Consider the following 12,903-nt stretch of genomic DNA (forward strand, 5'->3'; position numbering starts at 1 on the left):
CATGCCACACGCCACGCACCCAAATGCATTCCGCGCCCTGGGCGTCGTCGCCGGGCTCAGCATGGGCCTGTGGGGCTCGCCCAGCCTGTCCGGAGACGACCTCCAGCCGCACATCCAGTGGCAGGAACCGGTGACGGTCGCGCAGGGCGAGGCCTACCGGGGTCCCTGGCGGATGAACGCTTCGGATTTTCGCTATGTGGACGATGCCTCGGTCGCGATCAACGATCACGGCGAGGTGGTCGTCGTCTGGGCCGACCAGACGGAGCAGGCGATCTTCCTGCAACGTTATGACCGCCAGGGCCGACCCGTCTTCGAGCAAGCCACCCGCATCGGCGGCGAACCCGATACCTTCTCCTGGCTCCCGCGCGTGGCGATTGAACCCACTCCGGACGACGAACACCGTTTCACCGTTCACCTGCTCTGGCAGGAGATCCTGTTTACCGGGGGGGATCATGGAGGCGAGATCCTCTACGCACGCTCCACGGACGGGGGTGCGACCTTCGAGGATCACCAGAACCTGTCCCGCTCGCGGGACGGCGCGGGCAAGGGCCGTATCACGGCGCATCGCTGGGACAACGGCAGCCTGGACCTGCTGCGCGCCGCTGAAGGGCACGTGATTGCGGCCTGGACGGAATACCAGGGCCCGCTGCGCGTGGCCCGCTCCAGCGACGGCGGCGCGACGTTTTCCGAGGCCATCACGATCAACGACGGTGCCAGCGTGCCGGCCCGTGCACCCACCCTCGCGCAGGCCCCTTCCGGCAGGATACTGCTGGCCTGGTCGGAAGGCGACAGCCCGTATGCGGACATCCGCATCGCCACGTCGGACGACCTCGGCCAGGGCTTTACCACGCCCACCACCGCGCTGGAACACCCGGGCCATGCCGATGCGCCCTCGCTGGTGGTGGACGCTCACGGCACGGTCCATCTCGCCTTCGGCGCGATCCCGGCCAATGACCTGGAAGATTACCGTCAGCCCCACCACCGCCGCCTGCATGTCAGCCAGTCCGATGCCGACGACCTGGACTTCGGACCGGCGAAGAAGCTCGACGCGGACGACTGGCCGGGCGGCTTCCCGACCCTGGCCCGCGATGGCCAGCGGCTGTACCTGGTGTGGCAGCGCTATCCGCACCCCACCGACCGTCCCTACGGCCTGGCGTTTACCCACGCGCCGCTGGAGTCCCCGGCATTCGGCCCCGTCGAGCCCGTCCCGGGCACCACCGGTACACCCTATAGCGGCGGGCTTCAGGGCCAGCTGAAACGGCGAATGGCCGTCAATTCGAGCGGCGAGATCGCGATTGCGCAAAGCCGCTTTGTCCCCGGCAGTCATAGCGACATCCTGCTGATACGCGGACAGGTCGAGACAGGCGAATGACCCGGTCGGACAGCTTCTCGCTGATGGTCCACGGCGGCGCAGGGCGCATCCAGGAAGCACGCGACCCGCAGATCGCCGAGCAGTACCACGATGCGCTCCGTCGGGTGCTGGAGGATGGGCGCGAGCGGCTGGCCCGTGGCGACACCGCCCTCGATACCGTCGAGCACTGCGCGGCGCGGCTCGAGGACGACCCGCTGTTCAATGCCGGGACCGGTGCCGTCCTGACCCGCGAGGCGACCATCGAACTGGATGCCGCCATCATGGACGGTGCAACCCTGGGGGTCGGTGCCGTGGCGGCCGTTCGCGGCATCGCCAACCCGATCCGCGTGGCACGCTTGGTCCTGAATGACGGCTCACATGTATTGTTGGTCGGGGAAGGCGCCGCAGCGTTCGCGCGGGAAGCCGGGTGGCCCCGCGTCGACGAGAGCCGGCTGATCAGCCCGCAACGGCGGGAGCAACTGGAACGAACACTGCGCCGGGGAACAACCACACTGGACCACGACGAGCCTGCTCCCGGCACCATCGGCGCCGTCGCCCGCGATCCGTACGGGCACCTCGCCGCGGCGACGTCGACCGGCGGGATGAACGGGCAACGCCCCGGCCGTGTTGGAGACTCGCCTATCCCGGGTGCGGGCGTTTACGCCGACAATCACACCGCCGCCATCTCCGCGACCGGGTTCGGCGAGCATTTCCTGCGCAGCGTCTTCGCCAAGGATCTGGCCGACCGCATCGATCTGCTGGGCCTGAACGCCTCCGAGGCCCTCGCCGCAAGCCTCCACCGACTCCATCAACGGCTCGAAGGTTATGGCGGGGCCATCGTGATCGACCGCGAAGGACGCTGCGCGGCCGGGACCACCACACCGCGCATGATCCATGGCTGGATCGAGCATGGCGGGGCCAGCCAGACCCGAATCGAACCGGATACCCGCAATTCGCGGACACAAGGAGACCCTGACGAATTCGCGCATTCGCGCTGAGCCGTTACCATTCGCAACCCACGCCCAGACGCCGGATGCCGATCATGCAAGATGCCATCGCCACGCTCCCCAAGGTCGAACTGCACCTGCACATCGAAGGTGCGCTGGAGCCGGAACTCCTGTTCCGGCTCGCGGAGCGCAACGGGGTGGAACTGCCTTATGGCTCCATCGACGAGGTGCGCGCGGCCTACCAGTTCCAGGACCTGCAGTCGTTTCTGGACATCTACTACGCCGGCGCCTGCGTCCTGCTGACCGAGCAGGACTTCTACGACCTGACCCGGGCGTACCTGCAACGCTGTCAGCAGGACCATGTGCGGCACACCGAGATCTTCTTCGACCCCCAGACCCATACCGAGCGTGGCGTGGCCTTCGACACGGTCATCAACGGCATCACCCGCGCCCTGGAGGACGGCGAACGCGAGCTCGGCATCTCCAGTCGCCTGATCCTGTGTTTCCTGCGCCACCTCAGCGCCGAGGCCGCGATGGAGACCTTCGAGGCGGCCCAACCCTACCGCGAGCGCATCACCGCCTTCGGCCTGGATTCCGCGGAACAGGGCAACCCGCCGGAGAAGTACCAGGCGGTATTCGACCGGGTGCGTGCCGCCGGTTTCCGCGTGGTCGCCCACGCCGGCGAGGAGGGCCCGCCCGAATACATTCGCCAGGCCCTGGACCTGCTGCACGTCGACCGCATCGATCATGGTGTGCAGGCCGAACAGGACCCCGCCCTGCTGCGACGTCTGGTGGACGAACAGGTACCACTGACGGTTTGCCCCCTGTCCAACATCAAGCTCTGCGTGTTCGACCGGCTGGAGGATCACAACCTCAAGCGCCTGCTCGATGCCGGGCTGCGCGTCACCATCAACTCCGATGACCCCGCCTACTTCGGCGGCTACATCGGCGAGAACTTCCGCGCGACCACCGAAGCGCTGTCCCTGTCCCTCGACGACCTGGAGCAACTCGCCCGTAACGCGGTCGCAGCATCCTTCCTGGACGAGCCGGCCCGGCAGCGCCTGCAGGACGAGATCACGGACTGGCGCCGTAACCTGGCCTGAGCATGCCCTGAGGTACTCGTCAGTGATGTGCGGGCCCGGCTCCCGGTATCGGTGGCGGAAGACGATGAAACCAGGGCTGCACGGTCTCCAGCTGGGTGGCAAGCGACAGTAGCCGCCCCTCCTCGCCCCATGGCGCCATGAACTGCACGCCAACCGGGAGCCCCACGCGATCCCAGTGCAGCGGCACCGACATCGCCGGTATCCCGGCCAGGTTGGCCGCCAGCGTAAACGGGGTGCGCTCGAGGCTCTCGAAGGTCAGCCGCTCCAGAAAGCGGCTGTTGAGCATCCAGCGCCCCACGGGCAGGTACAGGGCCAGGCGCTGGAGGACGCGTACGCTCGGGGCCGGCTCCAGCTCGCCGATCCGGGGCGAAGGCATCGCCACCGTGGGCAGCAGCAATACATCGTAGCGCTCGAACAGCGCAGCCAGCGCCAGATTGACGCGCTGCCAGCCCTGACGTGCCCGGGCGTACTCACCCGCCGTCAGCGCGCGGCCGAGGCGTGCCAGCGTGCGCGTATCCAGCTCGAACTCATTCCAGCGGGCGCCCCGTTCACGCGCCCGGGCCACGAACGCGGCGACCTGCCCGAAATAAAGGGCAAGCACGGCCGACGCGAGGCGCTCACCGTCCAGCGGCCAGTCCACCACACGCTCGACCGCGTGTCCCTCGGCCTCGAGCAAGGCACCGGTGCGTTCAACCGCCTCCACGCAGTCACGATCGACGCGCCCAGCCACGGGCGAATCGACGTTCCAGCCAATACGCAACCGCCCCGGCGCGCGCCGCGCGAGGTCCTCGAAGGACGCGGGAGGCGGTTCCACGCGAAAGGGCGCGGAGGGGGTCGTCCCCGTGGACAGGACATCCAGCATCCGCGCACTGTCGCGCACGCTGCGCGAAAGCACGCCCTCGCTGACCGCCCCGTCCCAGGCCTCGGCGGCCAACGGGGTTGTGGGAACCCGCCCCCGCGAGGGCTTGAGCCCGAACAGGCCGCAGTACGATGCCGGTATCCGGATCGAGCCGGCCCCATCGTTGGCGCCAGCCATGGGGACGACCCCCGCCGCCACGGCAGCGGCTGCGCCACCACTGGAACCGCCGGGCGAGCGCTCGGTGTCCCAGGGATTACGCGTTGCGCCCCAAAGCGCGGACTCGGTGACGCCCTTCAACCCGAACTCCGGGGTGGTGGTCTTGCCGAGAATCACCAGCCCCGCGCCCTCGGACCGGCGCACGGTGTCGGCGCTGACTGGCGCAATCTCGTCGCGGCAGGCGCGACTACCGCAGGTGCTGGGCAACCCCTCCACGTCCTGCAGGATGTCCTTGACCAGGTAGGGGACACCCGCGAACACCCCCTCTACCCCTCGCTCGATCTGCGTCCTGGCACGCGCCCGCGCATCGACGCAGACCGCATTGAGCACCGGGTTCACCGCGTCCAGGCGGTCCAGTGCGCAACGCAGCAGGGCCTCGGGGGTCGTGTCTCCTTCACGCACGGCCGCCGCGCCGGCGCAGGCATCCCATTGGAAATAGCCATGTGGGTCCAACACTGAACACTACCCGGAGAAGCGTGCCGGGCGCGCCGGCAGGCGACCCTGCTCCACCAGACGCTCGATGCGCGAGAACACCTCGCCGCGTCCGAAGGGTTTCTGCATGAAGTCGTCGGAGCCGATGCGATCGAGAAAGTACGGTTCCACCGCATCCTCCTTGCCACTGATCATGATCACCGGCACCTTCGCGGTGGCGGGGTCGCGGCGCAGCTGGCGCAGCATCGCAAAACCGGTCATCCCGGGCAGGAGGATACCCAGGAAGATCAGGTCCGGTGGATTCTCGCGCGCCAGTGCCAGCGCCTCCTCGGCATCACCAGCGCAAACCGGCTCCAGTTCGTTCTGCTCGAGCATGCCGGAGAGCGACGCGACCACCGTGCGCGAATCGTCCACCACCAGCACCCGCAGCCCCCGGGCGGCCTCCTGGCGCGACTTCCTGCGTCGCTCGCCGGCCTTGCCGAAGCGCAGCAGGCGGCCCATTCGCTGCCTGTAACTCATGCCGGACTCCTTTCCTCAGCCACGGGCGCCGAGACCGACCCGTCTGAACGCATTGTTCCCCTGCCGGTGCGCACTGTCCACCGTACCCGCCGCCCCGGTTTGAAGAGCGGACCGAAGGCGCGCATGATCGGGGTTTTCGTGCGGATCCCTGAAAGGAGTCAGAACCCGCCATGAAGCCGAACGCACCCTGCCCGCCCGACACGACCGCATCGCCCCGGAGACCCGCAGCGGGAGTCCGCTCATGAAGATCCTGGTCGTCGACCGCTCGCGCGTGTTCCGGGCGCTGTGGAGCCGCATGGTGCTGGCCGCCGGACACAAGCCCATCATGGCCAGCAGCGGGGCCGAGGGGCTCGCGCGCATCGACGAGAACGACCTGGAACTGGTCTGCGCCTCGATCACGCTGCCCGACATGAGCGGCGTGGAGTTCTGCCGCCAGGCCCGAGCCAGGGCCGCCGGCCACGACCTGCCACTGATCCTGCTCACGACCAAGCAGGACCACGACATCCGGCGCCAGGCGTTCGAGGCCGGTGCCACCGATGTCCACGACAAGACCAACATCCGCGACCTGTTCCACCAGGCCGCCCGCTACGGACGCCCGGTCGAACATGCCCACGAGGGCAAGGTGCTGTATGTCGAGGACAGCCCCACCGTTGCCCGCGTGATGATCCGCATCCTCGAGGGGATGGGACTCGAGGTCGCGCACTTCCGCAGCGCCGACGAGGCCCTGCAGACCTTTGAACGCGGCAGCTGGGACCTGGTGCTCTCCGACATCCTCGTCGAGGGCGAGATCAGCGGCATGGGACTGGTCAGCCGGCTGCGACAGCAATTCCCGGACAAGACCAGCCTGCCGATCGTCGCGATGTCCGGACTGGACGACCAGAACCGGCGCGCCGAGCTCTTCCGCCTGGGGGTCAACGACTTCGTCACCAAACCGGTGCTGGAAGACGAAGTGCGGGCCCGCATCGGTAACCTCCTGGCCAACAAGCGGCTGTTCGAGGAAGTACAGGACCAGCGCCAGAAACTCTACGACATGGCGATGATCGATCCGCTCACCGGGCTGCGCAATCGCAACGTGCTGGCGGAGTGCGCCGCGCGCTTCTTCGCCGAGGCCAACCAGAAGGACATGCCCCTGAGCCTGATCCTTCTGGACATCGATCACTTCAAGCAGATCAACGACAGCCACGGCCACCTGGTCGGCGACGAGGTCCTGGTTGGCGTCGGCGAACTCCTGCGCAGCACCGGGCGCGAGACTGACGTGGCCCTGCGTTTCGGCGGCGAGGAATTCCTGCTGGTCCTGCCCGAGTGCGACCTGTTCGATGCCCACACCCGGGCCGAGGAGCTGCGCCAGCAATTGCGCGAGCTGCAGCCGGCCGGGATCACGATCACGGCGAGCTTCGGCGTGACCAGCCGGCCCTCCGGGGAGGACGTCGGCATGAATGACCTGTTCCGGGTCGCCGACCAGGCCGTCTATCGGGCCAAGAGCGAGGGCCGCGACCGCGTCGTCTCCCGCGCCCTGGACACCGCCGCCAAACCCGACGAGCAAGGCACCCCCGCCGTCGACTTGCCCGGGCCGGGACAACCGACCGCGCAACCGGTCAGCTGAGGGGGGACACCGAGGCACGTGACAAGGCGGGGGCCCGCTGATCAGCCCTGGATACGCCAGCTGCCGTCCGGCTGACGACAGGCCGTGCCATACACCTGCTCCGTCCGCCCACCGATTACCGCATCGATGGTGTACTCGCGGCAGGGACCGGCGGAGGTCTCGTACGTCCGGGTCGGCACCACGGTGTACTGGTGGCCACTGTCCGGATTGACCCACTGCGAAGGCACTCCGGTCCGCACGCTTTCCAGCGTCTGCGCGGTCTTCAACCGGTCGACCTCGTCCATGGACTGACCCACCGAGCCACCAATCGCCGCGCCCGCCAGGGTTCCGGCAATAATCGCCGCGGTGCGGCCGCGGCCGGCTCCCACCTGCGTGCCGAGTGCCCCGCCCAGCACGCCGCCGATCACCATCCCGGCCCGCTCCTGCGACCCTTGATGCGTCGCACAGCCACCCACAACCAGAAACGCGGCCAGGACAACCGTAAAAAAGATCTTGCGCCACATAAGCATTCCTCCGTTGGCCACCCCCGCGGGTGCGCGGGGCCAAGGGGAGACACTCACGCTCATCGTATCTCCCAGACCGGAGTCGGAGTATAGGCCACCGGGGACACGTTATCCGTGTCCCATGAGGCCGGATCGCTGCGATCAATCGGAACTCTTCGGCGTGGGGGCGACGCCGCCCTTCGGCTCCGGCTTCGAGGCATTGATCGCGCGCTGGAACACCCAGCTCTTGATCTCGCGGATCTGCTCCACCATGGTCCGCGACAGCGGGACCGTGTTGATCACGTTGCGGATCACATCGCGCTGGTTAAACACCCGCCCCTCCTGGTAGGCGTCGATCCGCGCCGACTTCACCGCCTGCTCGATCTCGGCCCCGCTCCAGTCCTCGGTGCTGGCCGCCATGTAGTTCAGGTTGAAGTCCTCGAGGTTGCCGCCATGGCGCTCGACATGGATGCGCAGGATCTCCTTGCGCTCCTCCACATTCGGCAGGTCGAGGAAGAACAGCTGGTCAAAACGCCCCTTGCGCATCAGCTCGGCCGGGAGCTGCTGGATGCGATTGGCCGTTGCGGCCACGAACACCCGCGGCGACTTCTCCTGCAGCCAGGTGAGAAAGCTGGAGAAGATGTTTACATTGCCGGCGCTGCCGGCGGCGTGACTGTCGAAACCGAAGGCGTTCTCCAGCTCGTCCACCCACAACACCATCGGCGCGATCTCCTCGGCGATCCGGGTGGCCCGGGCAAAGGCGTATTCCGGGGTACCGAAACTGCCGGACAGCACCAGGCTCATGTCCAGCCGCACCAGCGGCAGCCCCCAGGCGGTGGCGATCGCCTTGGCGGCCATGCTCTTGCCGCAGCCGCTGACCCCCATGAACAGCACCCCGGCCGGCAGCGGGACGTTGTCGTTCCAGGCCTTCTCGGTGAACAGGTCGGCGCGCGTGCGCACCCATTCCTTCAGATTCTCCAGACCGCCGATATCCTCCAGCGAGCGCTGTGGCGGATAGAACTCGAGGCAGCTCTCCTTGCGCAGGATCTGGCCCTTCTCCTCCTGGATCTCGGCCAGCATCTCGGCCTCGGGCAGCGGCTTGCCGCGGAACAGCCGCGCGCTCAAGTGCCCGACCTCGTTCAGCGACAGGCCGCGCATTCCCGCCGCCACCCGGAACAACTGCTCGCGCGGGACCGCCTCGGCACCATGGGTGTGCTCGAGCTGCTCCAGCACCTCGGCCTCGGACGGCAGGTCCACCTCGACCAGGAAGACCTCCTTTTTCAGGATCTCCGGCAGCTTCAGCAACGGGCAACTGAGGAACACCACGTTGCGGCCCTTCTTCAGCTGGTAGTAGAGATCGCGCACGCCGCGCACCAGCGACGGGTCGTCGTCGAACCACATGGGAAGGTCCTTCAGCAGGACCATCCGCGGGGCATCCGTCTCCCCCGCGGCGACCCGGGCCACCGCCGCGCCCGGGTCCCTCGTCGGCGCGTCCGGGTCGTCTTGCTCGCCGAACCCGTGGCTCGCGGACCAGACCTCCAGGTGACCATCCTCGCCGTAGAACGAGCGCGCGACCGAGCGCAGCAGCCGTTCCATGCGGTCCTCGTCCCAGCCCAGCAGGTAGAACACCGGATAATGCGACTTGAGTCCGCGCAGGATCTTGTGTGCCGTCCGATTCTCGAGCTTCTTGCTCAATCCGCCTCTCCCCCGGGTGGCCCCGTCCGCCTGGTCCCTATTGTCGGCACCGAGTGTACCGACTCACCGCGCCGATGCGAGCCGTGCCCCACGCCACGACGGCGCATTCGGTACCCTGAGGCATCGGCCCGCTGCAGCCCCGGAGGCATCCCGATGCCGTCTGCCCTCCCCCGGCCCTTCCGGCTCTCGCGCGCCAGCCTCGGACGCGGCGTGCTGGTATTGCTGATCGCTCTGGGCATCGGGCTCGCCCTGTGGGTGGGTGACCCGGTCCGACTGCTGGCCTGGGGCGAGGCCATCGCCGGCGGCCCCTGGGTCACGGCGGCCCTGGTGGTCCTGATGGCGCTGATGCTCGCCTTCGCCCTCCCCGGCACCCTGATCGTCTGGCTGATCGCCCCGTTCCATCCGCCCCTGGTCGCGGTCGGCCTGCTCCTCGCGGGTAGCGTCAGTGGTGCCTGGGCGGCGTACGGGGTTTCCTCCCGCCTCGCCCGAAAGCCCGCTCGCGACCCCGGCAACGAGACCTGGCTGGCCGATTTCCTGCGTCGTCACAGCAGCCTCGCAACGCAGCTCGCACTGCGCGTGTTTCCCGGCTTTCCCCATTCGATGGTGAACTATGCCGGTGGCGCACTGGGTCTTCCCCTCACCCGTTTTCTCCTGGCAGCCGTGCTGGGGCTGGCGGTCAAATGGGGCGTGTACGCCACCGCCATTCATGGGGCCACGGACGCCCTCGCGACGGGCGATGCGCTTCAGCCACAAACCCTGGCGCCCCTGGTCGTACTGGCGATCCTTTTGTTGCTGGGCGCCGTGCTGCGCTACCGGATCCAGAAACGGCATGCGCGGCCGATCAAGACCGACGCATGACACATGCGGATGGCACAGGGCCCCGCCAAACCGAGAACTGCTTCGCGGTGTTTGCCCGGCCCGTCTGTGACCACCCGTCAGGTTGGTTACACTGTCGGACACCATTCAAGCCCGGCCACCGCGTGACCCACCATACCGCCCCGCAAGCACATTCGGACATCGGTGACGTCAATCAGCGTTTCTACGACGGCCTGTGGGCGGACACCCGCCTGGTGCACCCCGAGCGCTTCAATACCTGGGCACTCGTCTCCGACCTGTCCCGGTCCCATGCCCGCCGGCTCGAGGTGGGGCCAGGGATGCGGCCACGCCTGCCCATCGCGGACACCCACTTTGTCGATATCAGCGCCCCGGCCCTGTCCGCGCTGAAAGGCGAAGGCGGGTTGACCCACTCGGCGCCCATCTCCGCGCTCCCCTACGCCGACCAGAGTTTCGATCTGGTATGCGCACTGGACATCATCGAGCACGTGGAGGACGACGAGGCGGCCCTCGCGGAGCTCTCGCGAGTCGCCGCGCCCGGCGCCCGGCTCCTGCTGTCTACCCCGCTGCACCCGGAATACTGGACCCCATTCGACGACATCGTCGGCCACTACCGGCGTTATGAACCGGCGAAGCTGGCGAACCTGCTGGAACGCCACGACCTGGAGATCGAACAAAGCGCGATCTTCGGGATGAAGCCGAAATCCTCGCGTCTCAATGACCTCGGCATGTGGTTCCTGCAGCGCCACCGGCCCGTCGCGATGAAGGTCTACAACCGGTTCCTGATGCCCCTGGGCCTGCGCCTGCAGAAACCGCTCGAACTGCGCCCCGGCATGGTCGCCACCGAGGGCGTGGAAGAGGTCTTCCTGGTCTGTCGCCGCCGCCCCTGAGCCCGCCCGCACCTTCCCCGCACGGGCCCAGGAGCCACCCCCGGGCGGGGGCGCGACGAAAACCCCGCCCATCGCCATGCCTGCTTGATGGAAACCCGTCTCCGGGCGTACTGTCTACACAGGCAAGACTCCCGAGAGAACACCCGATGCTCGACCTGCTGCGTTCACGTTCCACCTACCGCGATCAGCGCTTCCAGTTTTCCCTGCTGGTGCTGGCCACCGGGTTCGTGTTGACCGTGCAAAACCCGGAGGCACAGGAATCCGCCGCGGAACTGTTCTCCAAGGTCGAGTTCCCGAACTTTGCCCAGGTACAGGACATGCGCCCGCAACTGCCCCCACCGTGGATGGAGGGTGACCAGCTGGCCAGCGAGGACTCCGAATCGACCCCGGTGGTCACCCTGCTCGAGCGCACCGATGCTCGATCCGCCGACCCGCGCGAGCGTCCGACGCGCTCCGCCGGCGACGAATAACCCCGGCGGCCCGGCTCACATCCCCGCCGCGCAAACCCGGTTTCGCCCCTCGCGCTTGGCGCAGTAAAGCTGCCGGTCGGCCTCTCCCAGAAGGTCCTCCGGCGCCACCGATCGCCCCCTGTCGACCGCGGATACCCCGAGACTGACCGTCACCGCATCCGTCACATTATCCGGGTGGCCCAGCTGCAACGACTCGACCTTGCGGCGCACGCGCTCGGCGACCGCCCGCGCACCCTCCAGGGTGGTGTCCGGCAGGATGCAGGCAAACTCCTCGCCGCCATAACGCGCCACCAGATCGGTGGGCCGGTGTGCCGCGGCGCGCAATACCTCCGCGACCTGGCGCAAGCAGTCGTCCCCACGCTGGTGGCCAAAGCGGTCGTTGAACGGCTTGAAGTGGTCAATATCGATCATCAACAGCGCAAGGTTCACCTCGCGCCGCGAACCGCACTCGCGCTCCAGGACGGCATCGAATTCGCGCCGGTTGGCGAGGCCGGTCAGGCCATCTACCCGCGCCTGGCGGGCCAGCTCTGCCTCCACCTCCTTGCGCGCGAAGGTGCCGGCGATGATATCGGCCACCACCTGCAGCACGGCGATCTGTTCGGGGCTCCACTCGTAGTGCCGGGCCACCGAATCAAGGCCCAAGAGCCCGAAGGCCTTCTGATCACTGATCAACGGGATGAGCAACAGGGACTCGATATCCTGGCGCCGGAACTCGGCCTGCTCCACCACCGCAGCCTCGGGGAGCGCACCCACATCGGGGACGTGCACCGGGTGTCCCTGCCGAATCTGGCGGGTCACCCAACCATGCGCCTCCATGGGTATCCCTTGCATCTCGTCGAGGAAGGGGCCGACCCCGGGCGCGCACCACTCGCTCACCAGGTCCATCGTCTCATGGTCCGGGCGAAAACAGATCACGTAGGCTCGCCCCATCCGGAAGAACTCGCCCAGACGTTGCAGGGCCTGCACAACGGCCGCGTCCACCGCGTCCGCCGACAGGTCCGCAAACTGCGCGGAGATCGCCGAGACCACCTCCTGCAACCGGTACTGGTGCTGTGCCCTGAGTTCCAGTTGCTTGCGCTCGGTGATGTCCTCGCCCATCACGCTGGCCCCAAGCAGCGCGCCCTCGGCATCAAAAAACCGCTGGGCATACCAGGACAGCGTGCGCTCTTCGCCATTGCGGGTGCAGATAGTGGACTCCAGGCCCGCGATCTCGCGGCCTTCGTGAATGATGGCCTGCCCCTCGGCGAAGACCGCCGCGCGATACTCCGGGTCGGGGAAAAGCCATTCCCAGATACTCGCGTGTCCCACGACTTCCTCGCGGCTGTACCCGCTGATCCGTTCCGCCGCGCGATTCCACAGCGTCACCCGCCCCTCGGTATCCAGGGTGTTTACCCAAACCGGAGCGTATTCAATGATCTGTGAATGGAAACACGCGGAGGGGTCTGCCGCCATGATGATCCTCGCAACGGGAAACAATCGGCGCGCACAGCAACGCCGCCCGG

Annotated in this window: 12 protein-coding genes; 7 read left to right on the plus strand and 5 right to left on the minus strand. The window is 67.7% G+C overall.

All coding sequences use genetic code 11. From position 1 onward, the window contains the following. Position 1 precedes the first annotated feature (1 nt). From F817_RS0102475 to F817_RS0102485, 3 genes are read left to right on the plus strand one after another with little or no spacing between them, the layout of a single operon-like run. Positions 2–1,372 carry a sialidase family protein gene (locus F817_RS0102475; protein WP_024326163.1) on the plus strand — a complete coding sequence of 457 codons (1,371 nt, stop codon included), beginning with the start codon at positions 2–4 and terminating at the stop codon, positions 1,370–1,372. Continuing rightward, the gene (locus F817_RS0102480) at positions 1,369–2,349 is read left to right on the plus strand and encodes an isoaspartyl peptidase/L-asparaginase family protein (RefSeq protein ID WP_024326164.1); all 981 of its coding nucleotides are present in this window, start codon (positions 1,369–1,371) and stop codon (positions 2,347–2,349) included. Before F817_RS0102475 ends, F817_RS0102480 begins: the two co-directional genes overlap by 4 nt. 44 nt (positions 2,350–2,393) lie before the next feature. Beyond that, positions 2,394–3,401, plus strand: coding sequence for an adenosine deaminase (locus F817_RS0102485; RefSeq protein WP_024326165.1), 1,008 nt, complete (start codon positions 2,394–2,396; stop codon positions 3,399–3,401). Positions 3,402–3,420: 19 nt separating this feature from the next. On the opposite strand, the gene F817_RS0102490 is transcribed toward F817_RS0102485, so the two are convergent. Together F817_RS0102490 and F817_RS0102495 are read right to left on the minus strand one after the other, a co-directional pair. Further along, positions 3,421–4,929 (minus strand): amidase family protein, encoded by a 1,509-nt coding sequence (locus F817_RS0102490; RefSeq protein ID WP_042799053.1) that lies wholly within the window; start codon positions 4,927–4,929, stop codon positions 3,421–3,423. 9 nt (positions 4,930–4,938) lie between these two features. Then, positions 4,939–5,427, minus strand: coding sequence for a PleD family two-component system response regulator (locus tag F817_RS0102495; RefSeq protein WP_024326167.1), 489 nt, complete (start codon positions 5,425–5,427; stop codon positions 4,939–4,941). A gap of 241 nt (positions 5,428–5,668) precedes the next feature. On the opposite strand from F817_RS0102495, the gene F817_RS0102500 reads away from it, so the two are divergent. Further along, a complete protein-coding gene (locus F817_RS0102500; RefSeq protein ID WP_024326168.1) occupies positions 5,669–7,030 on the plus strand; it encodes a diguanylate cyclase in 1,362 nt (453 codons plus the stop codon). A gap of 41 nt (positions 7,031–7,071) precedes the next feature. Here the strand turns inward: F817_RS0102500 and F817_RS0102505 are convergent, their stop codons facing one another. Next, positions 7,072–7,533, minus strand: coding sequence for an RT0821/Lpp0805 family surface protein (locus F817_RS0102505; RefSeq protein ID WP_024326169.1), 462 nt, complete (start codon positions 7,531–7,533; stop codon positions 7,072–7,074). A 141-nt stretch (positions 7,534–7,674) separates the two neighbouring features. Continuing rightward, the gene (locus F817_RS0102510) at positions 7,675–9,207 is read right to left on the minus strand and encodes an AAA family ATPase (protein ID WP_024326170.1); all 1,533 of its coding nucleotides are present in this window, start codon (positions 9,205–9,207) and stop codon (positions 7,675–7,677) included. A gap of 153 nt (positions 9,208–9,360) precedes the next feature. Here F817_RS0102510 and F817_RS0102515 point away from each other — a divergent pair, with 153 nt between their 5' ends. The 3 genes from F817_RS0102515 (at position 9,361) to F817_RS0102525 (ending at position 11,401) form a co-directional block, all read left to right on the plus strand. Next, positions 9,361–10,065 (plus strand): TVP38/TMEM64 family protein, encoded by a 705-nt coding sequence (locus F817_RS0102515; RefSeq protein WP_024326171.1) that lies wholly within the window; start codon positions 9,361–9,363, stop codon positions 10,063–10,065. A 122-nt stretch (positions 10,066–10,187) separates the two neighbouring features. Beyond that, positions 10,188–10,931, plus strand: coding sequence for a class I SAM-dependent methyltransferase (locus F817_RS0102520; RefSeq protein WP_024326172.1), 744 nt, complete (start codon positions 10,188–10,190; stop codon positions 10,929–10,931). 146 nt (positions 10,932–11,077) lie between these two features. Next, positions 11,078–11,401 carry a hypothetical protein gene (locus F817_RS0102525; RefSeq protein WP_019571700.1) on the plus strand — a complete coding sequence of 108 codons (324 nt, stop codon included), beginning with the start codon at positions 11,078–11,080 and terminating at the stop codon, positions 11,399–11,401. Between the two features lie 15 nt (positions 11,402–11,416). On the opposite strand, the gene F817_RS0102530 is transcribed toward F817_RS0102525, so the two are convergent. After that, positions 11,417–12,853, minus strand: coding sequence for a diguanylate cyclase (locus F817_RS0102530; RefSeq protein WP_024326173.1), 1,437 nt, complete (start codon positions 12,851–12,853; stop codon positions 11,417–11,419). Between the last annotated feature and the right edge of the window lie 50 nt (positions 12,854–12,903).

The organism is Thioalkalivibrio sp. AKL19 (genome assembly GCF_000420165.1).
GTDB lineage: Bacteria > Pseudomonadota > Gammaproteobacteria > Ectothiorhodospirales > Ectothiorhodospiraceae > Thioalkalivibrio.

Bases quoted from the DNA above. Each gene is read 5' to 3' on its own strand.
- F817_RS0102475 (WP_024326163.1), top strand. From the start codon at position 2: ATGCCACACGCCACGCACCCAAATGCATTCCGCGCCCTGGGCGTCGTC.
- F817_RS0102480 (WP_024326164.1), top strand. From the start codon at position 1,369: ATGACCCGGTCGGACAGCTTCTCGCTGATGGTCCACGGCGGCGCAGGG.
- F817_RS0102485 (WP_024326165.1), top strand. From the start codon at position 2,394: ATGCAAGATGCCATCGCCACGCTCCCCAAGGTCGAACTGCACCTGCAC.
- F817_RS0102495 (WP_024326167.1), bottom strand. From the start codon at position 5,427: ATGAGTTACAGGCAGCGAATGGGCCGCCTGCTGCGCTTCGGCAAGGCC.
- F817_RS0102500 (WP_024326168.1), top strand. From the start codon at position 5,669: ATGAAGATCCTGGTCGTCGACCGCTCGCGCGTGTTCCGGGCGCTGTGG.
- F817_RS0102505 (WP_024326169.1), bottom strand. From the start codon at position 7,533: ATGTGGCGCAAGATCTTTTTTACGGTTGTCCTGGCCGCGTTTCTGGTT.
- F817_RS0102515 (WP_024326171.1), top strand. From the start codon at position 9,361: ATGCCGTCTGCCCTCCCCCGGCCCTTCCGGCTCTCGCGCGCCAGCCTC.
- F817_RS0102525 (WP_019571700.1), top strand. From the start codon at position 11,078: ATGCTCGACCTGCTGCGTTCACGTTCCACCTACCGCGATCAGCGCTTC.
- F817_RS0102530 (WP_024326173.1), bottom strand. From the start codon at position 12,853: ATGGCGGCAGACCCCTCCGCGTGTTTCCATTCACAGATCATTGAATAC.